The organism is Pseudomonas sp. 8O, from assembly GCF_902506495.1.
Lineage (GTDB): Bacteria > Pseudomonadota > Gammaproteobacteria > Pseudomonadales > Pseudomonadaceae > Aquipseudomonas > Aquipseudomonas chaetocerotis.
The window spans coordinates 2205484-2228279 of sequence record NZ_LR733264.1 but is presented as its reverse complement, the minus strand read 5'-3'; the positions used below and the strand labels follow the sequence as shown (position 1 = coordinate 2228279).

The 22796-nt window shown below is 63.0% G+C and carries 24 protein-coding genes and 1 rRNA gene; 11 read left to right on the top strand and 14 right to left on the bottom strand.

Annotation, left to right across the window (positions count from 1 at the left end):
• Positions 1–50: 50 nt before the first annotated feature.
• From flgN to GV002_RS13030, 9 genes are all read right to left on the bottom strand, one after another.
• The gene (flgN, locus tag GV002_RS13070; protein ID WP_160018771.1) at positions 51–497 is read right to left on the bottom strand and encodes a flagellar protein FlgN; all 447 of its coding nucleotides are present in this window, start codon (positions 495–497) and stop codon (positions 51–53) included.
• A complete protein-coding gene (gene flgM, locus GV002_RS13065; RefSeq protein ID WP_160018770.1) occupies positions 494–772 on the bottom strand; it encodes a flagellar biosynthesis anti-sigma factor FlgM in 279 nt (92 codons plus the stop codon). The genes flgN and flgM overlap by 4 nt, the downstream gene beginning before the upstream one ends.
• 78 nt (positions 773–850) lie before the next feature.
• Positions 851–1276: a flagellar FliJ family protein gene (locus GV002_RS13060; RefSeq protein WP_072426154.1), complete on the bottom strand. Its 426-nt coding sequence runs from the start codon at positions 1274–1276 to the stop codon at positions 851–853.
• Complete coding sequence (fliI, locus tag GV002_RS13055) at positions 1273–2589, bottom strand: flagellar protein export ATPase FliI (protein ID WP_160018769.1); 1317 nt, start codon at positions 2587–2589, stop codon at positions 1273–1275. The genes GV002_RS13060 and fliI overlap by 4 nt, the downstream gene beginning before the upstream one ends.
• Positions 2590–2595: 6 nt before the next feature.
• Positions 2596–3288: a flagellar assembly protein FliH gene (fliH, locus tag GV002_RS13050; protein WP_160018768.1), complete on the bottom strand. Its 693-nt coding sequence runs from the start codon at positions 3286–3288 to the stop codon at positions 2596–2598.
• A 1-nt stretch (position 3289) separates the two neighbouring features.
• Entirely contained in the window at positions 3290–4354 is a 1065-nt protein-coding gene (locus GV002_RS13045; RefSeq protein ID WP_160018767.1) for a FliG C-terminal domain-containing protein, read from the bottom strand.
• Positions 4329–6014, bottom strand: a complete 1686-nt coding sequence (fliF, locus tag GV002_RS13040) for a flagellar basal-body MS-ring/collar protein FliF (RefSeq protein ID WP_160018766.1) — start codon at positions 6012–6014, stop codon at positions 4329–4331. The genes GV002_RS13045 and fliF overlap by 26 nt, the downstream gene beginning before the upstream one ends.
• A 19-nt stretch (positions 6015–6033) precedes the next feature.
• Positions 6034–6369, bottom strand: coding sequence for a flagellar hook-basal body complex protein FliE (locus GV002_RS13035; protein ID WP_074918704.1), 336 nt, complete (start codon positions 6367–6369; stop codon positions 6034–6036).
• A gap of 12 nt (positions 6370–6381) precedes the next feature.
• Entirely contained in the window at positions 6382–7791 is a 1410-nt protein-coding gene (locus GV002_RS13030) for a sigma-54 interaction domain-containing protein (RefSeq protein ID WP_160018765.1), read from the bottom strand.
• Positions 7792–8270: 479 nt separating this feature from the next.
• Here GV002_RS13030 and GV002_RS13025 point away from each other — a divergent pair, with 479 nt between their 5' ends.
• Genes GV002_RS13025 through flhA form a run of 7 tightly spaced genes read left to right on the top strand, consistent with a single transcriptional unit; the run spans position 8271 to position 14536 of the window.
• Positions 8271–9110, top strand: coding sequence for a FliM/FliN family flagellar motor switch protein (locus GV002_RS13025; RefSeq protein ID WP_160018764.1), 840 nt, complete (start codon positions 8271–8273; stop codon positions 9108–9110).
• The gene (gene fliN, locus GV002_RS13020; RefSeq protein WP_021490734.1) at positions 9107–9478 is read left to right on the top strand and encodes a flagellar motor switch protein FliN; all 372 of its coding nucleotides are present in this window, start codon (positions 9107–9109) and stop codon (positions 9476–9478) included. The genes GV002_RS13025 and fliN overlap by 4 nt, the downstream gene beginning before the upstream one ends.
• On the top strand, positions 9478–10227 hold the full coding sequence (gene fliP / locus GV002_RS13015; RefSeq protein WP_160018763.1) for a flagellar type III secretion system pore protein FliP: 750 nt from the start codon (positions 9478–9480) through the stop codon (positions 10225–10227). Before fliN ends, fliP begins: the two co-directional genes overlap by 1 nt.
• A 12-nt stretch (positions 10228–10239) precedes the next feature.
• Positions 10240–10512, top strand: a complete 273-nt coding sequence (locus GV002_RS13010) for a flagellar biosynthetic protein FliQ (RefSeq protein WP_037051071.1) — start codon at positions 10240–10242, stop codon at positions 10510–10512.
• Positions 10513–10515: 3 nt separating this feature from the next.
• Positions 10516–11310: a flagellar biosynthetic protein FliR gene (gene fliR, locus GV002_RS13005; RefSeq protein ID WP_160018762.1), complete on the top strand. Its 795-nt coding sequence runs from the start codon at positions 10516–10518 to the stop codon at positions 11308–11310.
• Positions 11303–12436 (top strand): flagellar biosynthesis protein FlhB, encoded by a 1134-nt coding sequence (flhB, locus tag GV002_RS13000; RefSeq protein ID WP_160018761.1) that lies wholly within the window; start codon positions 11303–11305, stop codon positions 12434–12436. The genes fliR and flhB overlap by 8 nt, the downstream gene beginning before the upstream one ends.
• A 3-nt stretch (positions 12437–12439) precedes the next feature.
• The gene (gene flhA / locus GV002_RS12995; RefSeq protein ID WP_160018760.1) at positions 12440–14536 is read left to right on the top strand and encodes a flagellar biosynthesis protein FlhA; all 2097 of its coding nucleotides are present in this window, start codon (positions 12440–12442) and stop codon (positions 14534–14536) included.
• A 112-nt stretch (positions 14537–14648) separates the two neighbouring features.
• Here the strand turns inward: flhA and GV002_RS12990 are convergent, their stop codons facing one another.
• The 4 genes from GV002_RS12990 to GV002_RS12975 form a co-directional block, all read right to left on the bottom strand.
• Positions 14649–14990, bottom strand: coding sequence for a PilZ domain-containing protein (locus GV002_RS12990; protein ID WP_160018759.1), 342 nt, complete (start codon positions 14988–14990; stop codon positions 14649–14651).
• Positions 14991–15415: 425 nt separating this feature from the next.
• Positions 15416–15531: ribosomal RNA gene (gene rrf, locus GV002_RS12985) — 5S ribosomal RNA — on the bottom strand.
• 101 nt (positions 15532–15632) lie between these two features.
• The coding region (locus tag GV002_RS12980) for a DUF2207 domain-containing protein (protein WP_160018934.1) at positions 15633–17553 on the bottom strand (1921 nt) is incomplete at its 3' end.
• Positions 17554–17555: 2 nt separating this feature from the next.
• Positions 17556–18122, bottom strand: coding sequence for a LemA family protein (locus GV002_RS12975; protein ID WP_160018758.1), 567 nt, complete (start codon positions 18120–18122; stop codon positions 17556–17558).
• Between the two features lie 91 nt (positions 18123–18213).
• On the opposite strand from GV002_RS12975, the gene GV002_RS12970 reads away from it, so the two are divergent.
• The 4 genes from GV002_RS12970 to GV002_RS12955 all read left to right on the top strand — a co-directional run bounded on the left by GV002_RS12970 (position 18214) and on the right by GV002_RS12955 (position 21608).
• Entirely contained in the window at positions 18214–20133 is a 1920-nt protein-coding gene (locus GV002_RS12970) for a DUF294 nucleotidyltransferase-like domain-containing protein (protein ID WP_160018757.1), read from the top strand.
• Positions 20130–20837, top strand: a complete 708-nt coding sequence (locus GV002_RS12965) for a 3'-5' exonuclease (RefSeq protein ID WP_160018756.1) — start codon at positions 20130–20132, stop codon at positions 20835–20837. Before GV002_RS12970 ends, GV002_RS12965 begins: the two co-directional genes overlap by 4 nt.
• A 273-nt stretch (positions 20838–21110) precedes the next feature.
• Complete coding sequence (locus GV002_RS12960) at positions 21111–21326, top strand: DUF6434 domain-containing protein (RefSeq protein ID WP_160018755.1); 216 nt, start codon at positions 21111–21113, stop codon at positions 21324–21326.
• 120 nt (positions 21327–21446) lie between these two features.
• The gene (locus GV002_RS12955; RefSeq protein ID WP_074855744.1) at positions 21447–21608 is read left to right on the top strand and encodes a DUF2986 domain-containing protein; all 162 of its coding nucleotides are present in this window, start codon (positions 21447–21449) and stop codon (positions 21606–21608) included.
• A gap of 268 nt (positions 21609–21876) precedes the next feature.
• On the opposite strand, the gene GV002_RS12950 is transcribed toward GV002_RS12955, so the two are convergent.
• The gene (locus GV002_RS12950; RefSeq protein WP_160018754.1) at positions 21877–22779 is read right to left on the bottom strand and encodes a LysR family transcriptional regulator; all 903 of its coding nucleotides are present in this window, start codon (positions 22777–22779) and stop codon (positions 21877–21879) included.
• Positions 22780–22796 lie beyond the last annotated feature (17 nt).

Genomic DNA, 22796 nt, shown 5'->3' with positions numbered 1-22796 from the left:
TCGACTCAGATGCTGGCACTCGCCCATGTGGGAGGGGCTTTAGCCGCGACTCAATACGGCTGCGGCGCGTACAACTGCGCCGAGCCCGGCTCGCCGAGCAGCTGTTCGAGAATCTCGTGGTGCATGGCCAGTAGCTTGCCGTTGCGCTCGTTGAGCCGCTTGCACTGGCCGGCCAGTTGACCGAGCTGCTCCCAGGTGTGCGCAAGGTGATTGCGCTGGGCCTGTGGATAGCGTGCCAGCAGCTTCTGCATGGCGCTATGACCGCTGCCCAGCGCAAAGGCAGCCAGCACTTTGCTGCGGCGTTCGGCGCGGGCCTTGGTCTGGTCGACCAGCGGCAGGATCTGTTCGTTGAGCAGATCGATCTGCTGACTGTCGCGCTTGAGCAACTGCTGATACAGCTCCTGCATCAGCCCGCGCAGGACCAGATAGCCGGCGCAGTCTTGCTCCAGGTCCTGCTCGACGACCAGAAGCAGTTGTTGCTCACGCGCGGTGATCACGCATCGCTACCGCTGTGATAGGTCAGCATGCTGCCGGCCAGCGCGGCCGGCTCGCTGCTCAGTTCGCCGCGAGCCAGAGCGGCCTTGAGCTGGGCAACCTTGTCCAGGTCGACTTCGGGAAGGCTGCGCAAGGCGTCTTGCAGCTGTTCCAGACGCGGCTCCTGGCTGGCACTCGCACGAGCATTGCCGCTCGACTGCGCGCGGGCGCTCGGTACCTGTGCCGGAGCGTCGCTGGCCGGGTTAAGGCTGGGCTTGAGATGCCTGCTTATTTCCATGATTCGAATCCAACTCGCGTGGTGTTATAGCCTAAGAGCGACCGGGCGCGACAAGAACTTAAACGCGTCAGGTAAAAATTAACCGACCTGGGTTCGCCACCAGGCCTGCGCGGCCAGGCCATCCTGGATCTTCTGCTCCTGACGAGCAAGCAGATCCTGCCACTCGCCCATCTTGCCTTCGAGAAACTGGGTGATGACCTTCTCGCTGCGCATCGCCGCCAGCAGCTCACGCTGAATGCGCGCCAGGTTCTCCTCGGCCAGCGCCAGCTCGCGGCGCTGCAGTTCGACCATCTTGTACAGCGTCGCCTTGTAGCGCTGCTGATTGTCGCGCTGCAGCGGCGTGGTCATCGGTACGCTGAAACCGCACAAGCGGCTAAGCCCGGTGATGTTGTTGCGGTAGCGCTGACACAGGTTCTGCTGATAGCTGACCCGCCCGAGCATCTGCTGCACACGGTTGCCACGCAGGCTGGCCAGGCGGCCGAGCACTTCCAGCTGTTCTTTCATTTGATGATGCTCTGCAAGGTGGCGATGCTGGCGCCGAGTTCGGCGCCACTGCCGACCTCCTGGCGCAGAAAGCGCTCGAGGCTGGGCGCCAGCTGCACGGCGCGGTCGGTCTTGGCATCCATACCCGGCGTATAGCCGCCGAGCGGGATCAGCTCCTTGATCTTCTCGAAGGTGCTGTAGAACTCCTTGAACTGACGCCCGGCCGCCAGATGTGCTGCTTCACCGACCTGGCTCATGCAGCGGCTGACCGAAGCGGAGATGTCGATGGCCGGGTAATGGCCGACATCCGCCAGACGCCTTGAGAGCACGATATGGCCGTCGAGAATCGCCCGCGCGCAATCGACGATCGGGTCCTGATGGTCGTCGCCTTCGGCCAGCACGGTGTAGATGGCACTGAGACTGCCGCTGCCGCTCTCACCATTGCCGGCGCTTTCCACCAGCTCCGGCAGCATGCCGAATACCGATGGCGGATAGCCCTTGGTCGCCGGCGGCTCGCCGAGGGCCAGGGCGATCTCACGCTGAGCCATGGCGTAGCGAGTCAGCGAGTCGACCAGCAGCAGCACGTCCTGGCCCTGATCGCGGAAATAGGCGGCGATGCTGTGGCACAACTCGGTGGCCTTCAGGCGCATCAGCGGTGATTCATTGGCCGGCGCCACGACGACCACGGCCTTGCGCAGCCCTTCCTCGCCGAGCGAGTGAAGGATGAATTCCTGCACCTCACGCCCGCGCTCGCCGATCAGCCCGACCACTACCACATCGGCCTTGGTCTGCCGGGTGATCATGCCCAGCAGCACGCTCTTGCCCACCCCGGAGCCGGCGAACAGGCCGACACGCTGCCCCTTGCCGAGGGTCAGCAGGCCATTGATGGCGCGCACGCCGACATCCAGCGCAGCCTCCACCGGGCGACGTCTGAGTGGGTTGACCCTGGGCAGCTCGACCGGCAACGGGTCGCGTCCGCTGAGCTTGCCGCGCTCGTCCAGCGGCTCGCCAAGACCGTTGACCACGCGCCCTAACCAGGATTCGTCGATCTGCAGCAGCGCTTCGTCCTTGGCCGGGAATACCCGTGAGCCGGCGGCCAGGCCGATCGGCTTCTTGAACGGCATGAGGTAGGTGATATCGCGGTTGAAGCCGACCACCTGGGCATCCAGCAGGCTGCCATCGGCCTGCTCGACGCGACAGCGCTGGCCGGTGCTGCGCTGGCAGCCGAGGCTCTCCAGCAGCATGCCGGAGACCCGCACCAGGCGCCCGGCCACCTTGGCCAGTTGCACGCCATCGAGCGAGCGCAGCGCTTCGTCGAGCTTGTAATCCAGCATGCGGGATCAGGCCTCGGTCAGATGCAGATGTTCGGCCAGGGTGTCGATGCAAGCGTCCAGGCGCTGCTGGCAACCCACGTCGGCTTCGGCCTGCGGCGTAACCACGCGGCACTCGCCCAACGCCAGGCGCTCGTCGGCGACCAGCTTCCAGTTCGCCGCACGCTCCGGCGCCAGCGCCCTGATCCGCGCGTACTCTTCGGGGCTGAGCAATACCTGAACGTCCTCGGGCTCGCCGGGCATGCTGGTCAGCGCCTCTTCGACCAGCGCCAGCAGTTGGGTCGGATGCAGCGTGAGTTCGCAGCGGATCACCTGCTGCGATACCTTCTTGACCAGCTCGAGCAGCTCCTGACGACGCTTGTGCTCCAACTCGCCCAGGTACTGCTCGACCTTCTCGCTGATCTGTTGCAGTGGCTGGGCGGCCAGCTCGAATTCGCGGCGACCTTCACTGCGCCCCTGCTCGCGCCCGACCTTCATTCCCTCGTCGCGGCCCTGCTCGAAGCCGGTCTGACGCCCGGCTTCCTCACCCTGCTGCAGGCCGTCCTGGTAACCCTTCTCGATGCCCTGTTGAAAGCCATCGGCCATGGCACGCTGCAGGCCGGCGGCATCGCCGCTCCAGTCCACGGTTGGCTGGCTGCTGCGCGGGGGGAAGCGATAGGCGCGCCACGGGCGGACGTCGCCGCTGATTACCTTGACCGTCATGTCATTCCACCGTTTGTTCGCGGAACAGTTGCACCTGCAGCTCGCCGCTGGCCGACATTTCGCGCACCACGGCCATGATGTCCTTGCGCACCTGCTCGACACGGCTCAACGGCACCGGGCCCTGGCGCCGGTTAATCGACTCCATCTGCTGGGCCTGGCGCTTGGGCATTGCGCCGGTGATGGCGCGTACCAGCTCGGGCTCGGCGCCCTTGAGGGCGACCACCCACTCTTCCAGCGGCACGGCTTCGAGCAGCGCCTGCAGCACGTCCTGGTTCTGCCGCGAGAGGATGAAGAAGTCGTACATTTCATCCTCGATGCGCTCGACCAACTGATCGTCATGGGCGCGCAGCAGTTCGAACATCTGCCCGCGATCGCCCTTGAAGCGGTTCATGATGTCCGCCGCCTGCTTGACCCCGCGCACCTGCGAGCCCTGCGTGCTTAGCACCGCCAGGCTGCGCTCGATCAACTGCTCCAGCTCGGCGATGACGTCGCTGTTGACCTCGTTGAGGTTGGCGATGCGATACAGCAGCTCGTCCTGGCGCTCTTTGGGCATGCATTCCAGCACGTCACTGGCCATGCCCGGCGGCAGGAAGGCGAGGAATACCGCCTGCATCTGCGCGTGCTCCTTGGCGATCAGCGCGGCGAACTGCTTCGGGTCGAGCCACTCCATCTTGGCCATCTTGGCGCGGATCTCCTCGCCGTAGATGCTGTCGAGCAGGGAGCGGGTAATTTCGCTGCCCAGCGCCTTGCTGAGCATGCCGTCGAGGTAGCCGCGCGAGGCGCCCTTGATGCTGCTCTGCTCCTTGTAGTCCTCGAAGAAGCGACCAATGACGTCGGAAACCATCGGTTGCTTGACGTTGGACAGCCGCGCCATCGCCTGGCTGATGCTGACGATCTCCTCGCGCGAGAAGTGCCTGAGCACCCCGGCAGAAATCTCGTCACCCATGCTCAGCATGAGAATGGCGGCCTGCTCGGACGTACTCAGCGAACGCTTCTGCACGCGCAGGCGCATTTCCTGGGCGGTGGAGCCGCCGCGGCCGTCAGGCTGGGTTGAGGTCTCGTTCATTACGCCCTATCCACTGTTTGATGACTTCCGAGACACGCTCGGGATCGTTCTTGGCCAGCATTTGCAGGTGTTCGATCTGTAGCTCCAGGCCCGAGCCAGGCGCCGGCAGGCGAATCTCCGACAGGGGGCTGAGTTCGCCGAGTACGGTAGCGCCCGGCGCATCGTCGCCAACGCGCGCCAGCAGGCGCTCCGCTGCGCGCTCGGCGTGCAGCGCGAGCTGTTCGTCGCCCTCGACCGCCACAGGCGCACCAGACTGACTGCGCTGGCTCAGGCTGCGTACTGCAGGGCGCACCACCATCAGCAACAGCAGCAGGCTGATCAGGGCGAACACGCCGAGCTTGGCCAGGTCATGCACCTTGGCGTTTTCCCACCAGGGCAGCAGCTCGTCGCCGGCACTGCCGATACCGGCATCGGTGAAGGGGAAGACGCTCAGCGTCAGCAGATCACCGCGCGCCTGGTTGAATCCCACCGCGCTCTTGACCATCGCCTCAAGCTCGGCGCGCGCCTCGGGCGTCCAGCCACCCTCTGGCGCCACGGCGGCATTGAGCACCACGGCGATGCTCTGCTGACGCAGGCTGAAGGGCGCGTGTTTGACGTGAGTGACGCTCTGGTCGTAATCCAGCTGGCGATTGGACTCCTTGCGCAGCGAGGTCGCCGCCGGATTGGCAGGCTCCGCCTGAGCGCCCGCCTGCGCCTGATCGGCAGGCGGCTCCGGCGCAGGCTGCGGCGGACGGTTGGCCAACGCGCCGGGAACGCCGAGTGCCAACTGATCGAGCACGCTCTCGTCGCGCAGCACTTCGTTGCGCAGGCGCGGCGTCTCGCCGTAGGACTGGAAGGTTTCTTCCTTTTGACTGAAATCGATGTCGGCAGACACGCTGATACGGTAATTGCCACCGCCCAGCACCGGCGCCAGCACCGCCTCGGCATTGGTCACGGCCTTGTTCTGGTAGTCGTCGACCACCTGCCAGTTCTGCACCGGGCCGCCCAGAGTGTCGATACCGCGCGACAGCAGCGCGCCGTACTGGTCGACGACCTGAACATTGCCCGCGTCAAGCTGCGGCACGCTGCCAGCCACCAGGTTGACGATGGCGCTGACCTGCTCCGGCGCCAGCTTGTAGCCAGGCGCCAGCTGCAGCATCACCGAGGCCTTGCCCGGCTCACGTTTGCCGACCACGAAGGAGCTGCTCTCCTGCAACGCCAGGTGCACGCGCGCGCCTTCCACGCCCTTGAGCGCCATCACCGTACGCGCCAGTTCGCCCTCCAGACTGCGCTTGAGGCGCACATCCTGGACGAACTGACTGGTGCCCAGCGGCTCGTCCTTGTCGAACAGCTCGTAGCCGGCCGGCACCTTGACCTGCACGCCCTTGGCGGCCAGCAACATGCGCGCGCGGCCAAGCTGATCTTCGCGCACCAACACCTGGCCGCTCTGCGGATGCAGGCGGTAGATGATCGCGTCACCGTCGAGCACCTGCATCACCTCGGCGGCCGGATAGGCTTCGCCACTGCCATACAGTGGCCGGAAAGAGCCCTGGTCGCGCCAGAGGTAGAACACCACACCGACCGCCAGCAAGGCGGCGACCAGCGCAAGGCCGATCAGGGTCATGCGTGGATCGAGTTTCAGCCCGTGTTCAGGCAGCTTGCTTCTTATGGTCTGCAGCACGCGTCAGCCCCCGATCCGCTTACAGCGGCATCTTCATGATGTCGTCGAAAGCGCTGGATAGCTTGTTGCGCACCTGCATCAGGGCGCTGAACGAAACGCTGGCCTTCTGGCTCTCGATCATCGCCCCCACCAGGTCATCGCTCTGCCCGCTGTCGACCGCAGCCATCAGCTCGCCGGAACGATGCTGCTGCGCGTCCACCGCACGCACCGCATTGTCGAAAGCAGCGGCAAAACCCGGCTCACCGGGCTGCACGGCAAAGGCCTGCGCTGGCTTGATCGGCGTCGCTTCGCTGAGACTTTTGAGTTGCTCCATACGGCCCAGCAGATCCTGCTGCACCTGGCTAATCGAATTCATCCTTTGCTTCTCCTAGACGGGAATCTGAACGCCCTGCTCGCGCATGGCATTGAGGCGATAGCGCAGTGCGCGCGGGGTCATGCCAAGGCTTTCGGCAGCCTTGGTCTTGTGCCCGCCGAAACGGCGGATGGTGTCGATCACATGTTGGTACTCGGCCCACTTGCCGCTCGCGCGCAAGGCTGCCTTGCCACCTTCGAGCGCCTGCGGCTGCAGACGTGGCGCCTGTTCTGGCACGCTGCTCACAGGTACGCTGAGGCCCAGGTCCTGAGCCTGGATGTACAGGCCATTGCGCAGAATCAGCGCGCGCTGCAGGCAGTTCTCCAGCTCGCGCACATTGCCCGGCCAGTCATGCGCCAGCAGCGCGCGGCAGGCATCTTCGGTGAGCAGTTCGTGGCGGGCGTCCTGCGGGGCGTACTGGCGGATGAAGCGCCGCGCCAGAGCCAGCACGTCCTCCCTGCGCTCACGCAGCGGGCTGATGTGCAACGGCAGTACATCGAGACGGAACATCAAGTCGGCACGGAAACGGCCCTCTGCCACTTCCTGCTGCAGATCGCGGTTGGTGGCCGCGATGATGCGCACGTCCAGGGCAATTTCCCGACGCCCACCAAGACGTTCGACGCGCTGCTCCTGCAGCACGCGCAACAGCTTGGCCTGCAGGCCAAGCGGCAGCTCACCGATCTCGTCGAGCAACAGCGTGCCGCCATTGGCCAACTCGAACTTGCCGGGCTGAGCACTCACGGCACCGGTGAAAGCACCCTTTTCGTGGCCGAAGAGAATGGATTCAAGCATCTGCTCGGGTATCGCCGCGCAGTTCACGGCGATGAAAGGCGCATCATCCTGCGCGGAGAAACGGTGGATGTAGCGGGCCATCAGCTCCTTGCCGGTGCCGGTCTCGCCAGTGATCAGGATGGGCGCGCGGGTCATGGCCACGCGCTGCGCCATGGCCAGCAGACGGCGGCCGGCCTGCGAGCAGGAAACGAATCCCTCTTCGCCAGCGCTGGCCGATTCCTGACGGCGCAGCAGCGCACTGAGCTGGGCTTCGCTGAAAGGCGCCAGGAGGTAGTCGACACAGCCCAGTTCGAGCAAGGCAGCAGCTTTCTCCTGGTCGGCATACTCCACGACCGGCACTACACCCACGCGACCGACCTGGCGCAGGATGGCGTCTACCTGTGCATAAAGGGTGTGGCCCGCCAGGCTGCTGACGAACACCAGCACCAGGCTGGCAGCTTCCAGTGCGCGCGGGTCAAGTTCCAGGCAGCTGGCGAAGCGGCGTACCTGAAAGCCCTGGCGTAGCAGACCACCGGTCAACAGGCGCTCGCTGGCCGCATCGGCCTGACCGATCACGACTATGTGTTGCTGCCCCAGCTGTTCATTGAACAACTCGTCGCAGGCGTAACTTACCGTTTGAGTTGAATGCTTCAAGGTAAATCACCCGATGTCTTTCATGAGCCTGGCGGCGGCATTCGACCCTGTGTGCAAAACTGCCAAACAGATGACAGATTTTTTTCACGCGGCCCCTTAATCTTTCGAAACTTTCCGTCGCTTGTATTGGTCAACTACGCCAGCACTTGACGGCGTGCCATATATACGCGCAACGGATCACGGCGCAAACGTTAACAAGCGCACAGAAAACCGCCGAATTACTTGTTGTTATTTCCTATCAATGCCGGCAAATCGCTATCAAAAACGGCATTTGATATCTATTGATTTAATTTCTCACCCTCCCTCAGCCTAGACTCCTCCTCGTCATCACGGGCCTGCATGCTTGTTCCCGGATGAATTCGACGCCATGGCCAAGGCACTGCTGCCAAAGCCCGCCGGCATATCAAAACATCCTCTGCACGCCTATCGAGTTGCTCGATGGTGCACGCGCAGTTACAACCAGGAATACAGCCCACAACATGACCGGGATTAAAAAAGTCCTTCATGGCGTGCCCGCCGACAGTCTGACCCGGTTGAAACCGCAGAAACTTGGCCGGCATTACCACAAGATTCCCCACTATATTCGTGAGCTCTCCAGTAAGTATCCACGCATTATCAGTGACTACTTTCTGCGTAACTATCGAATCAATCTCGAACTGCTGCGAGTCGATATTCACGAACACGTGAATAAAGATGCCGAGTGCCTGTATCGCTCGACACTGGGCAAGGTCGGTTTCGCCATGGACCGCGCCCTGCTGACCGAAGCGCTGGAGTGTTACTACGGCGGCACCTGTCTGCCCAACCACGAAGCACCGCCAGTGAGTACGTCGGAGCAGCGCATGCGTACCCGCCTGGGTATGGACGTGACTCAGTTGTTCGCCCGCTCGATTCTCGCCGGGCAGACCTTCGGCAAGCTCGAGCCTTACGACAACACCTATGAAGAAGCAGCCTGGGAGTACGTGGCAGAGTTCCACTTCACCAGCCATATCACCGGCAGCCAGGCATCGATCTTCATCTATCTGGATACACAGCTGGTCGATGAGCTGACCAGCCGCCTCACGACCCCGGCTCCGGTGACTCAGGGCGGCAACTCGCTCAATCAGATTCGCCAGTTGCCGGTGCGCCTGGACTGCGTGGTAGCCAGCCTGCAGATGCCACTGTCGCAAGTGCTTGCCCTGCGCCCCGGCGACATTCTGCCGATGCGCCTGCTGGAGCGCTGCGATGTACAGATCAACCAGCAGAAGCTGTTTCGCGGCGCCATCTTCGAAGACGACGGCTCCTTGTTCCTGACTTCTCTTGAGAGCGTGAAGACCCCATGAGCAGCCCCATTTCCGATAACGATTTCGACAGCCTGATCAACGACGCCGGCCTCAATCTCGATGAGGCCGTCAGCGACTCTGTCCCGGAGCAAGCCCCTGCCAGCCTGCCGCAGCAGGACCTGAGTTTCTTCGGCAAGATCCCGGTTAACGTCACCCTGGAAGTGGCTTCCACCGAGATCACCCTCAAGGAACTGATGGACGTCGACGCCGGCAGCGTGATCGCCCTCGACAAGCTGGCCGGCGAACCACTGGACGTGAAGGTCAACGGCGCGCTGTTCGCCAAGGCCGAAGTGGTGGTGATGAACGGCAACTACGGCCTGCGCATCGTCGAGCTGTCCGGTAGCGGCCTCAGCGGGCTGGGCGTGTGATGCTGCGCCGTCTGCTGCAATCCGGCCTGCTGCTGGCAGCCCTGTGCTGCCCGTTGCTGGCCCTGGCGGCCGGCGACATCACCCTGTTCAACTTCAACGACACCGAAGATGGCCAGACCCTGAGCGTCAAGCTGCAGATCCTGCTGATCATGACGCTGCTGGGTTTTCTCCCGGCCATGTTGATGATGATGACTTGCTTCACCCGCTTCATCATCGTCCTGGCCATCCTGCGCCAGGCCATCGGCCTGCAGCAGAGCCCGCCCAACCCGGTGCTGGTCGGCATCGCCCTGTGCCTCACGCTGCTGGTGATGCGACCGGTGTGGCAGGAGATGTACACCGAGGCCTACGTGCCGTTCGAGGCCGACCAGATCAGCCTCGAACAGGGCCTGGGCGAAGGCAAGCGCATCATCAGCCAGTTCATGCTGGCACAGACCAGCAAGAACTCGCTGGAAACCCTGGTCGCCCTCGCGGGTGAAGAAATGCCCGAGGACCTGGCCCAGCTGGACTTCTCCCTGCTGCTGCCGGCCTTCGTACTCAGTGAGCTGAAGACCGCCTTTCAACTCGGCTTCATGATCTTCGTGCCCTTTCTGGTGATCGACCTGGTGGTGGCCAGCGTACTGATGGCGATGGGCATGATGATGCTCTCGCCGATGATGATCTCGCTGCCGTTCAAGCTGCTGATCTTCGTTCTGGTCGATGGCTGGGCGCTGCTGGTCGGCACCCTCACCACCAGTATTCAGCCCTATTAGCGAGGCTACGCGATGCTCACGCCCGAACATGCCGCCGAGCTGGTGGCTCACGCGGTCTATATCACTGGCCTGATCGTCTGCGTACTGGTAGTACCGAGCCTGCTCGGCGGCCTGCTGGTGAGCATTTTCCAGGCGGCCACGCAGATCAACGAACAGATGCTCAGCTTCCTCCCGCGCCTGCTGATCACCCTGGCGATGCTGGTGTTCGCCGGCCACTGGATCCTGCGCACGCTGGGGGATCTGTTCATCGAAACCTTCAAGCAGGCCGGACATCTGGTGGGCTGAAGCATGTCCGAACCCGTGCTGCATGCCAGCCAGTATCTGACCAGTCTACAGGCTTATTGGTGGCCGTTCTGCCGCATCGTTGCCCTGCTCAGCATGGCGCCACTGTTCAATCACAAGGCAGTCTCGGTGCGCGTGCGCATCCTCCTCGCCCTGGCCTTGACCATTGCCCTTGGCGCGGCGCTGCCGGACATGCCGCAGATCGATCCGCTTTCACTGAAGGGGCTGATGACTGCATTGGAACAGATCGCTTTCGGCGTGCTGCTGGGACTGACCCTGCAACTGGTGTTCACCATTTTCATGGTGGTCGGTGAGGTGGTGTCGACTCAGATGGGCATGAGCATGGCGCGCTACAACGACCCGGTGAACGGCGTGTCGTCGTCCTCGATCATCTACCAGCTGTACTTCATTCTGCTGGTGCTGCTGTTCTTCGCTATCGACGGCCACCTGGTCACCATCAGCGTGCTGTATCAGAGTTTCCTGTTCTGGCCGGTCGGCAGCGGCCTGCATTACCTGGGCGCACAAAGCTTCGTGCAGGCCTTCGCCTGGGTACTGGCCGCCGCCGTGCTGGTCACCTTGCCAGTGGTGTTCTGCCTGACGCTGGTGCAGTTCTGCTTCGGCTTGCTCAACCGTATTTCGCCGGCCATGAATCTGTTCTCCCTGGGCTTTCCCATCAGCATTCTGATGGGCCTGCTGTGCATCTATCTGACTCTGCCCAATCTGCCCGACAGCTACCTGCACCTGACCCGCGAGCTGCTCAACGGCATCGGTGTGATTCTGCGCGAGGGCGGCGATGTCTGAGCAGAACAGCGGCCAGGAAAAGACGGAAGAGGCCTCCGCGCAAAAACTGAAAAAGAGCAAGGATGACGGCCAGGTCGCGCGCTCCAAGGACCTGTCGACCACCATCTCGCTGATCGCCACCCTGTTCATCCTCAAGTTCAGCGCCGGGCTTTTCCTGGAGGGGCTCAGCGACAGTTTCCGCCTGTCGTACATCCAGTTCGGGCATAGCGAGATCGGCCTGGATGACCTCGACACCCTGCTTGGCTACAACATGCTGGTGTTCATCAAACTGCTGTCGCCCCTGCTGCTCACCTCCGTGCTGGTGGTAGCGCTGTCCCTGGTGCCAGGCGGCTGGGTGTTTTCCGCGAAAAACTTTGCCCCGAAATTCAGCAAGCTCAATCCCATTACCGGCCTGGGCAAGATCTTCTCGGCGCAGAACTGGAGTGAATTGCTCAAGTCGATCCTCAAGGTACTGGTGCTGCTCGGTGTCGGCTATGTCCTGGTGCGCGCGGCCCTCCCGGACCTGATCGCGCTGCAACGCAGCAGCGTGTTCGAGGCGATCTCGGCGGCCCTGAACCTGACCTTCAATCTGACCCTGTGCCTGATGCTGATCTTCGTGGTGTTTTCCCTCATCGACATCCCGCTGCAGCGCTACTTCTTCCTCAAGAAGATGCGCATGACCAAGCAGGAGCGCAAGGAGGAGCACAAGAACCAGGAGGGCCGCCCCGAGGTCAAGGCGCGCATCAAGCAGCTGCAACGGCAGATGTTGCAAAGGCAGATCAGCAAGGTGATCAAGAACGCCGACGTGGTCATCGTCAACCCGACGCATTACGCCGTGGCGCTCAAGTACGACACCAAAAAGGCCGCCGCGCCATTCGTATTGGCCAAGGGCGTCGATGAAACCGCGTTATACATGCGCCAGATGGCCACCAAGCACGCACTCGAAGTGGTGGAAATACCACCGCTGGCACGCGCCATCTACTTCACCACCCAGATCAACCAGCAGATCCCGGCCCCGCTATATACCGCCGTGGCCCATGTGCTGACCTACATCCTGCAGCTCAAGGCCTGGCGCCAGGGGCGCAGAGGCAAGCCAGAACTGGCGAGCAACCTCCCGATTCCCGACAGCTTGGCCAACAGGGGCTGATTCATGAACCTACTGCAGCAACTCGCGCCCACCTTCCGCAGCGGTCGTATCGGTATTCCGGTGCTGATCCTGTCGATCCTGGCCATGGTCATCCTGCCGCTGCCACCGGTGCTGCTCGATGCCCTTTTTACCTTCAACATCGCCATGGCCATCCTGGTGTTGCTGGTCAGCGTATCGTCGAAGAGCCCGCTGGATTTTTCCCTGTTCCCCACGGTGATCCTGATCACCACACTGCTGCGCCTGTGCCTGAACGTTGCTTCCACACGCGTGGTGCTGCTCGAAGGCCATACCGGTACCGGCGCAGCGGGCAAGGTGATCGAGTCGTTCGGTGAGGTCGTGATCGGCGGCAACTTCATCGTCGGTCTGGTGGTGTTCGTGATCCTGATGATCATCAACTTCATCGTCATCACCAAGGGCGGCGAGCGTATCTCCGAGGTCACCGCGCGCTTCACCCTCGATGCCTTGCCGGGCAAGCAGATGGCTATCGACGCCGACCTCAATGCCGGCCTGATCGAGCAACACGAAGCCAAGCGCCGCCGCGCGGAAGTGGCCAAGGAAGCCGACTTCTACGGGGCCATGGACGGCGCCTCGAAGTTCGTCCGTGGCGATGCCATCGCCGGTATTCTGATCCTCCTGATCAACCTGTTCGGCGGCTTCGCCATCGGCCTGTTCGTCTACGACCTGGGCGCAGGCCAGGCCTTCCAGCAGTACGCCCTGCTGACCATCGGTGATGGCCTGGTAGCGCAGATACCGGCACTGCTGCTGTCCACTGCGGCGGCGATCATCGTCACGCGGATCAACGAATCCTCGGACATCACCCAGCAGGTGAATCGCCAGCTGTTGGCCCAACCGGCACTGCTCTATACCGTGGCCGGAATTCTGTTCACCCTGGCACTGGTGCCAGGCATGCCGCACCTGGCTTTCATCAGCTTCGCCGCTCTGGTGGCCTTCATCGCCTGGATGGTAGCTCGTAATGGCCCACCCACTGAAGCAGCCAGCCTCGAACAGGTCGAGGCATTGGGCAAGGCGATGGAACAGGAACGCGCGCAAAACATGGTGTGGGAGGACATCCCGCTGGTCGAACGTCTGTCCGTGTCGCTGGGCTACAAACTGGTCGGCCTGGTCAACGAAGCCGCCGGCGCGCCTCTGACACAGCGTGTGCGCGGCGTACGTCAGACCCTATCGGAAAGCCTCGGCTTCCTGCTGCCGGAAGTGCATATCCGCGACAGCCTGCGCCTTAAGGCATCGCAGTACAGCATCCAGATCAATGGCGAGAAGATCGACAGCGCCGAGCTGCATGCTGATCGCATGATGGCCATCCCCTCACCGGAGCTCTACGGCGAGATCGATGGCATCCTCGGCGTAGATCCGGCCTATCGCATGCAGGTCGTGTGGATCCAGCCGGAGGACAAGGCGCGTGCGTTGAATCTCGGCTACCAGGTCATCGACTGTGCCAGCGTTATCGCCACGCACCTGAACAAGGTCATCCGCGAACATCTGCCCGATGTGTTCAAGCACGACGACGTCGATCATCTGATGCAGCGTCTTCAGGTGCAGGCGCCGAAGCTGGCCGACAGCCTGAAGAGTCAGCTCAGCTACACCCAGCAACACCGTGTCTATCGCCAGCTGCTGCAGGAGCAGGTGCCGCTCAAGGATATCGTCACCATCGCGACGACGCTGCTCGAAGCCAGTGAATCGACCAAAGACCCGGTACTGCTGGCCTCGGACGTGCGCTACGCACTGCGCCGCAGCATCGTCGGCATGATCGCTGGCGAGCGTCAGGAGCTGTCGGTGTTCATTCTCGAAAACGCCTTGGAGAACACCCTGCTCAATGCCCTGGCCATCGCCCAGCAGGCCGGTGCGGTGAGCCTGGACAACATCCCGGTAGAGCCCAGCCTGCTCAATCAGTTGCAGAACACCATGCCGGTAGTGAAGGAGAAGTTGCGCAAGGACGGGCACCCGCCAATCCTTACCGTGATGCCGCAACTACGCCCGCTGCTGGCACGGTATGCGCGGGTGTTCAGCCCGGGCCTGCATGTGCTGTCGCAGAACGAGATCCCGGAAAGAGTGGGCGTCAATATTCTCGGCACGCTGGGCTGATCAGCAAACGTCGAGCACGCGGGTGGATGTTCTTCGCATCGACCCGCTCAGACCTGATAACAAGATTGCCGCGCCAGAGCGATCTCCTTCATCGCCCCTCCATCCGCCTCATCTAAGCCTTTTCCTTGCGCACTTTGCGCATTCCGTCGATCAGTCGGACGTACTCGGCCGTCTCCTCCTGCAAGGCCAGCCCGGCTTCGAAGAAGCCTGTGCGGGTATTCTCCTGCGACCACTGACAGACCATGTTCACATCCACCTGGCGCATCTCTCCCTGACGATCACGCATGCGCACGCGTAGCTTCAGTTCGCTTCCGGGCTCCACAGGCGTATCGCTCAGCAGTTTCATCCCGCATTCGGAAACATCGCCCGCATAACCGATCAGCGTGTCGCTTTCTCGATCGCTGATCTTGATGCGGAAGGTAGAGCGGAAGGTGATACGACTCGATTGACGCATAGGAGAATGCCTTAGTGCTCGCCACGTCTGGTTGGATCGCAAGGATCAGGAGTTATCAATCGAGATCATTCCGAAGGAAGTCGCGCATTGATGGCCTGTGGTTCATCAGAACAAGACGACCATAGCGAACACACACTTAAATTCGAGGTAACCGCTGATGACTTGCACGAGCGGCCTCTGCAGCGTGTCCACCTCAGGGTGCGTCGTGCGCACCGAGATGTCGGCGTCATTGGCGGTGCGCGCAGCGCACCCTACGCGAAGCGTTGTTTCCTACACAGAGAAGAAAACCAACCCGTAGGCGCCGTGCGCACCGGCATGTCGGCGTCATTGGTGGTGCGCGTAGCGCACCCTACGCGAAGCGTTGTTTTCCGGCGCACAAAGAAGAAACCCCAGACCGCGTTGGCGATCTGGGGTTTCGTATAGGAGCTTGACGATGACCTACTCTCACATGGTGAAGCACCACACTACCATCGGCGATGCGTCGTTTCACTACTGAGTTCGGGATGGGATCAGGTGGTTCCAACGCTCTATGGTCGTCAAGCAATTCGGTTGGGATCTCGCGGTTAGGCGCTATCCCTTGGATACGTGATAGATAATTTGTAGTTCTTGCAAATTTTCGGCTTTCTGTCGACTTCACCATCNCCCCTCCACCGCCGCCGCCACCTCCGCCACCCGAGGAGCCGCCCCCGGACGAGCCACCGCCGCCCGAAGAACTGCTCGACGGCGGTGACGACGCCAGGGCCGTGGCGCTGGCAAGGCCGGCGGCCAGCGCGCCACTGAGGGCCTGCGGCGAGCTGTAGCTGCTGCGGCTGTGGTACCAGCTCGGTTGATAGTCGCGCTGCGCCGGGTCGATCAGGCCGCTGGCCAGGGCCTCGCTGAAGCGCGCGCTCCATTTGTCTTCCACGCCCAGGGCCATGGCGAAGGGCAGATGACGCTCGTACAGCGCGATGCTCATCGCCGGGGCGTCGCCCGCCAGGGCCAGGGCGTCACGCTCGGCCAGTTGCAGGTAATCGCGATAGCCTTCCAGCGCATCGAGCAGTCGCCGCCCTTCCAGGGTCGGCGCCGGCAACAGGTAATAGAACACCAGCACCAGCAAGACATAGGCGACGACCAGCAGCAACGCCGGCACCGACACCGCCGCCGCAATCATCATCAGCCCCACGGGCACCGGCCAGCCGAACATCAGCGCCACCAGGTACAGCCCCATCTGCTTGCCGAAGCTGGGCTGGTGGCGGGCCATGTTGAACACGACCAGTGCCGGCACACCAAAGCCCAGGCTGAACACCAGCCCGGCCAGACCTGTGCCCCACTCATCTCCGCCCTGGCCACTCAAGAGCACGGTGGCGGCGCAAGCCAATGCGGCCCACACCAACCCCCAGGCCCAGATGCCGCGGTTGTTGGCGAACCAGGCCTTGCCCTGCTCGCCCAGCTGGCTGCTCAGCCCGGCTACCGCGTCCGCCAGGCGTGGCTCGTACTTGGTGCCGATGATCAGCGCGATGCCGGCCTTGTTGGCCGGGAACAGGCGCTTGCGCAGGTCACGATCCAGCTCGCTCATGTCGCCGCCCGTGCCCTGGTCGCGGGCCAGGCTGAAACCACCGCCGTGCGGCTTGTCCTCGATATGCAGGTGCTTGCGGATGGCCATGTCGGTGAGCCACACGCTGAAGGCCCGTGCCTCGCCGAAAGCGCCGCGCAACCCGCGATGCCAGAGGTAGCCCGCCTGCACCGCACTCATGCCCTGCGGCCCCTCGAACAGCGGGATGATCACGCCCTTCTGGGGATCGCGGCCGACGCTCTTCCAGGCACGCAGGTAGAACAGCAACAGACCGATCAGCAACACACCGCCAATGCCCACGCCCAGGTTGTCCAGCACTGCGCGGCTGGCGTTCTGCACCAAGCCTGGCCGTGGCACCAGTCCGGCCTGCCAGTCCACGGCCACGGTCAGGCCGTGATGGGCCGGCAGCGTCTCGGTGGTGGCCAGGCGCAGGTAGTCATCGCGCCGTTCGAGTATCTGGAAGTCCTGGCCCCGATCGCCCTGAGCACCGGTATAAGCCGCCAGTTGGCCAATGCGCGCGCCCGACGGCAGGCGCACCTCCACCGAGGCCTGGCGGATGGGGAATATCCAGCCGTTGCCGGTGACGTTCCAGTACAGCTCGTCCGCGTCGGCGTGATGCAACAGGGCACGCCCGACCCGATAACGCAGCTCGTAGCGATAGCGCCCCGGCTCCAGCAGGATGTTCGACGAGCCCAGATAGAAGCGCACCCAGGCGCCATTGCGCTCGCTGCGCACCGACTCGGGCCGGCCATCGCGGGTCACGCCCAGCAGGGTGATCGGGCTGCTTTGCTCCAGCCCCATTGGCAACGCATAGCTGACCGGCAGATCACGATAGATGCCACGGCGAATGTCCAGGCCTTCGGCCCGCACAGTGATGTGTTCGGTCACCAGCAGGTTGCCGTCCGCCTCGACCTGCAGGCTCACGGCAAAATCCTCGATCGCCTCCTGCGCCAGCGTCAAGCCGGGCAGCAGGACAGCCAACAGCAACAGCCCTCGCAGCCATCCGTGCATGCTCAGAACTCCATCTTCGGCGACTGGCCGTCACGCGGATCATCCAGCGTGAAGTATTCGGCAGGGGTAAAGGAAAATAGGCGCGCCACCAGATTGCTCGGCACCGACTCGACCAGCACGTTCAGCTCACGCACCGCGCCGTTGTAGTAACGCCGCGCCATCTGGATATGGTTCTCGACCTCGCTGATGTTGCCCTGCAACTCGCGAAACTGGTCGTCGGCCTTGAGCTCGGGGTAAGCCTCGACCAGGGCGAACAGCTGGCGCAATTGGCTGCCCAGTTGCGCCTCCACTGGCGCGCGCTGGCCCAGCGGCGAGTCGGCCAGTTGCACCGCGCGCATGCGCTCCTGCACCAGCGCCTGCAGCGTGCTCTGCTCGTAACTCATGTACTGCCGTACGCATTCCACCAGCGCCGGAATCAGGCTGGCGCGGCGTTTGAGTTGCACATCGATGCCGCTGCCGGCCTCGGCCACGCGGTGACGGTTGAACACCAGGCGGTTGTAGTAGAAAACCGTGGCGCCTCCGAGCACCAGCAGCGCGCCCACCAGCCACCCTAATCCTGAAACCTGCATAGCCTCTCCTTGATTGGCCGATGACCGCTCACTTTGCGCTGACATCGTGGCAGCCCGTATCCTGTAGTGCCAGCCAGTCAGCGAGGCCCGCATGCAGATCGAGTTGATCGAGATCCGCGACCACCTGAATCGCTTCGCCCCTTTCGACAATCTGCCGGAGCAGACTCTCGACGAGATCGCCCGCCAGGTGCAAGTGGGCTACTTCAAGGCCGGTAGCGAAATCCTCGCCGTCGGTGCGCCGATCCACGAGCTGCACTACGTACGCAGCGGCGCTGTGGAAATCCACCGGCGTGGCGGCGAACTACACAATCGTCTGACCGAGGGCGACATCTTCGGCCAGGCCGGCCTGCTGCGCGGCAACAAGGTGCGCCTGGGCGCCACCGCGCTGGAAGATTGCCTGATCTACTTCATTCCCGACACGCTGTTCCATCAGCTCTGCGAGCAGTTCGACAGCTTCGCCGACTTCGTCGAGGCCGAAGGTCAGTCGCGGCTCAAGTCCGCCCTTGAAGATAGCCACGGCAAGGCCAGCGAGCTGATGAAGGTCAAGGTGCGCAAGCTGATCTCGCGTGGCGCGGTCAGCGTGCCGCTGGATACACCGATCCAGCAGGTGGCGCAGGTGATGACCGAGCACAGTGTGTCCTCGGTGATCGTCGTCGATCCCGGCACGCGCTGGCCCGACCCGCACCAGGTGGACGTGGCCGAGCAACAGACCCAGGTGATGGCCGGCATCCTCACCGACCGCGACCTGCGTACCCGCGTGGTTGCCGCCGGCCTGCCCAGCGACACCCCGGTCAGCCAGATCATGACGCCCAACCCCATCACCCTGCAGGCCGACGACTCGGTGTTCGAGGCCATGCTGTGCATGCTGCGCAACAACATCCACCATCTGCCGGTGCTGCATCGCCGCCGCCCGGTGGGCGTGGTGGCGCTGGCCGACATCATCCGCTACGAGTCGCGTAGCAGCCTGTATCTGGTCAACAGCATCTTCAACAATACCTCGGTAGATGGGCTCAAGAGCCTGCTGCCTGACCTGCGCGCCACCTTCGTGCGCATGGTCGCCGACGATGCCAGTGCGCACATGGTCGGCAGCGCCATGAGCGGCATCGGCCGCGCCTTCAGCCAGCGCCTGCTGGAGCTGGCCGAGCAGAAGCTCGGCCCGCCGCCGGTGCCCTACTGCTTCATGGTCGCTGGCTCCATGGCCCGTGACGAGCAACTGCTGCTCACCGATCAGGACAACGCCCTGGTGCTCGACGACCGCTTCGATGCGGACGAACACGACGCCTACTTCGCCGAACTGGCGCAGTTCGTCAGCGACGGTCTGGCCGCTTGCGGCTACAGCTACTGCAAGGGCGGCATCATGGCCACCAACCCCAGGTGGCGGCAGCCGCTGAAGGTATGGCGGCAATACTTCAGCGAATGGATCGAACGGCCCAACCCGGAAACCCTGCTCAACGCCAGCATCTTCTTCGACCTCGATGGCCTCTATGGCGAAACCGAGCTGGTGGAAAACCTCAAGGACCTGCTGGCACAGAAGGCCAGCGCCAGCCCCGCCTTCCTCGCCGCGCTGGCGCGTAACGCGCTCAACCGCACGCCACCGCTGGGCTTCTTCCGCACCTTCGTGATGGAAACCGACGGCCGCCACCGCAACATCATCAACCTCAAGGGCCGGGGCACCGCGCCGCTCACCGACCTGATCCGCGTGCACGCCCTGGCCTGCGGCTCCAAGGCGCAGAACTCGCTGGACCGTCTCGACGCCATCGCTGCCACCAAACTGCTGCCCAAGGAGGCGCTGGAGCACCTGCGCTATGCCTTCGAATTCCTCAGCCTGGTGCGCGTGCGCCACCAGGCCCGTGAAGTCGAGGCCGGCAACGCGCCGAGCAACTACATCGAGCCGGAACAGTTCAGCGCCAGCGAACGCCAGCACCTCAAGGAAGCCTTCCAGGTGATCAGCAACGCGCAGAAATTCCTGCGTTTTCGCTACCCGGCGCAACCGGCGGGCCGCCCGCGATGAGCGAGCGCGCACCCCAGGACTGGCCGCAACTGTTCGCCAGCCTCGCCGACAGCAGCCGCGACCAGCGCCTGCGCGCCTTCTACGGCGCCGGCTGCGTCGCGGCTGATACACCTCTGGAGGATGTCCCGCTGGTGGCGCTGGACGTGGAAACCACCGGCCTCGACCCACGCGAAAACGCCATCGTCAGCCTTGGTCTGGTGCCGCTGAGCCTGCAACGCATCCGCTGCAGCGAGGCGCGCTACTGGGTGGTCAAACCCACCGGCGAGCTGAACGCCGAATCGGTCACCTTCCACCACATCACCCACAGCGACATCCGCCACGCCCCACGCCTGGCCAGCGTACTCGACGAACTGCTCGAAGCTCTGGCTGGCAAGGTCGTGGTGGCGCACTACCGCAATATCGAGCGCAGCTTCCTCGACCAGGCCGTGCGCCAGTACCTGGGCGAAGGGCTGATCTTCCCCATCATCGACACCATGGAACTGGAAGCCCGCCTGCACCCCAAGCGCACGGTGAGCTGGTGGGACCGCCTACGCGGCCGCGAGCCCCTCTCCATCCGCCTGGCCGACAGCCGCCTGCGCTACGGCCTGCCACTCTACTCGGCGCACCACGCCCTGACCGATGCGTTGGCTTGTGGAGAACTGCTGCAGGCGCAAGTGGCAACGCATTATCCGGCGCATACGCCGATCAGCGCACTCTGGAGCTGAACCCAACCGCAGGAACGATTGGGCGGCATTCCGCTTCAGCCGCGAAGCTTCTGGCTTTTAGAGCACGCCAACAAGCCACTTGGTTGAGCAACGCGATTCTCAGGACGGCGCGCATGGTCGAATATGCGCCGCACAACCGGTGGATGGAAAAAGCGTCATCCACCCTACGTGACTGGAGTTGTTGCTGATCGTTCGTCCCTATAAAGCGTGAGTGCCTGCAAATCATCAGCCTCAATAGTGATACCGCGCCTGAGCGAAAGGAAATTTCAAACCATGAATCAGATTGACTGGCATAAAAACCATATCGATGACAGCACATTAATCACAGACAACTATAAAACCACCCAGAATGTTCGTAGATACTTCAAATCAAAGTTCGGTGATAACTTTAAGTTTGACCGTAATTTCATGCTCTGGATGAAGACTGCTAAAGGGTTGACGATGGGCGATGCTTCGCAAGAATGGGTCAACCGTAAGAACTCAAAGTAAACTACAGATCATGCCCGCCTGGAACGTGACTGCTTTATCTTCCCCACACTCCGCGCGCGAATGCAGGCCAGGACGTTCTGCGCCGGCACCATCAATTTAAGACAGCACAGACGCACGCACATGAATCGCCGCAAAAAGATAAAGCAACTACTCGAAGCCCACGCCAAGAAGGCCAATGCCAAACTCGCGCCGAAAAGCAACAAACCCAAGTACATCAGCAAAGCTGACAGGCTGAAGTTGGAAGCAGAAGCAGCACAAGAACCCGTCACGCCCGCTGAGTAAAAGTCGGCAACCGGACAGTTGATCGTTCCCACGCTCCGCGTGGGAATGCAGCCCAGGACGCTCTGCGTCCGTTACGGTTTACGCTGCATCCGCCGACGCAGAGCGTCTCGAACGGCGGTGCCCACGCAGAACGTGGGTACCATCAGAAGCACCCTCTCCCACTGATCGTTCCCACGCTCCGCGTGGGAATGCAGCCCAGGACGCTCTGCGTCCGTTGCGGTTTAGGCAGAATCCGCCGACGCAGAGCGTCTCGAACGGCGGGATGACGCTAGCCGAGGACCTTGTCGGCGGTGTACACCGCCTCGTCGAGAAACACATTCACCGCCGGGTGATCGCGCTCGCCCTTGCGGTAGGCGAGGAAGACGCCGCGCTGGATATCCGGCAGCAAAGGTACGGCGGTGACGCCAGGCAATGGACGCACCAGGCGCAGGCCGGAGACGATAGAGATGGAGTTGCCCGAGGCGACCATGGCCGCGACCATCTCGAAGCCGGCGCAGTGGGCATTGATGCGCGGCGCGTAGCCCGAGCGGCGACACAGGTTGGTGATGAATTCGCCGAACGAGCTGCCGGTGGAATCCAGCGCCCAGGCTTCGTCGCGCAGCTCGGCAATGGTCAGGCTGTCGCGCCTGGCCAGTGCATGGTCGATGGGCAGCAAGACATGCAGCTGATCCTGAGTCAGCGGAATCAGCGCGTAGTTCTCGCGGTTCTCGTCGGGCTGCACCGCCAGGTCGTCGATCACCGCCACGTCGATCTGCCAGGCGCCGAGGGCACTGAGGCTTTCCTGTGGTTCCAGCTCCAGCACCACCACGTTCAGCCGAGGGTAGGCGCTGCGCAGCGCACGCACGGTTTCCGCTATCACCGCCACGGCGATCGAGGGGAAAGCGGCCACACGCAGCTCACCGGCGATTTCCCCACGCAGCAGCGCCAGCTCCGAGCGCGCTTCGTCGAGCACCATGAGGATGCGTTCGGCATGCGCCACCAGGCGCTCGCCAGCCGGGGTAAGCACCACGCCGCGACCGCGCCGTTCGATCAGCGCCATATCCGCTTCGCGTTCGAGCTGGGCAACCTGCTGCGAAACCGCCGAAGGCGTCAGGTGCAGCGACTCGGCGGCGGCCGCCATGGTGCGGCAGCGGGCCAGTTCACGCAGGGTGCGCAGGCGGGTGATGTCCATGACGCGTTCTCAATAGT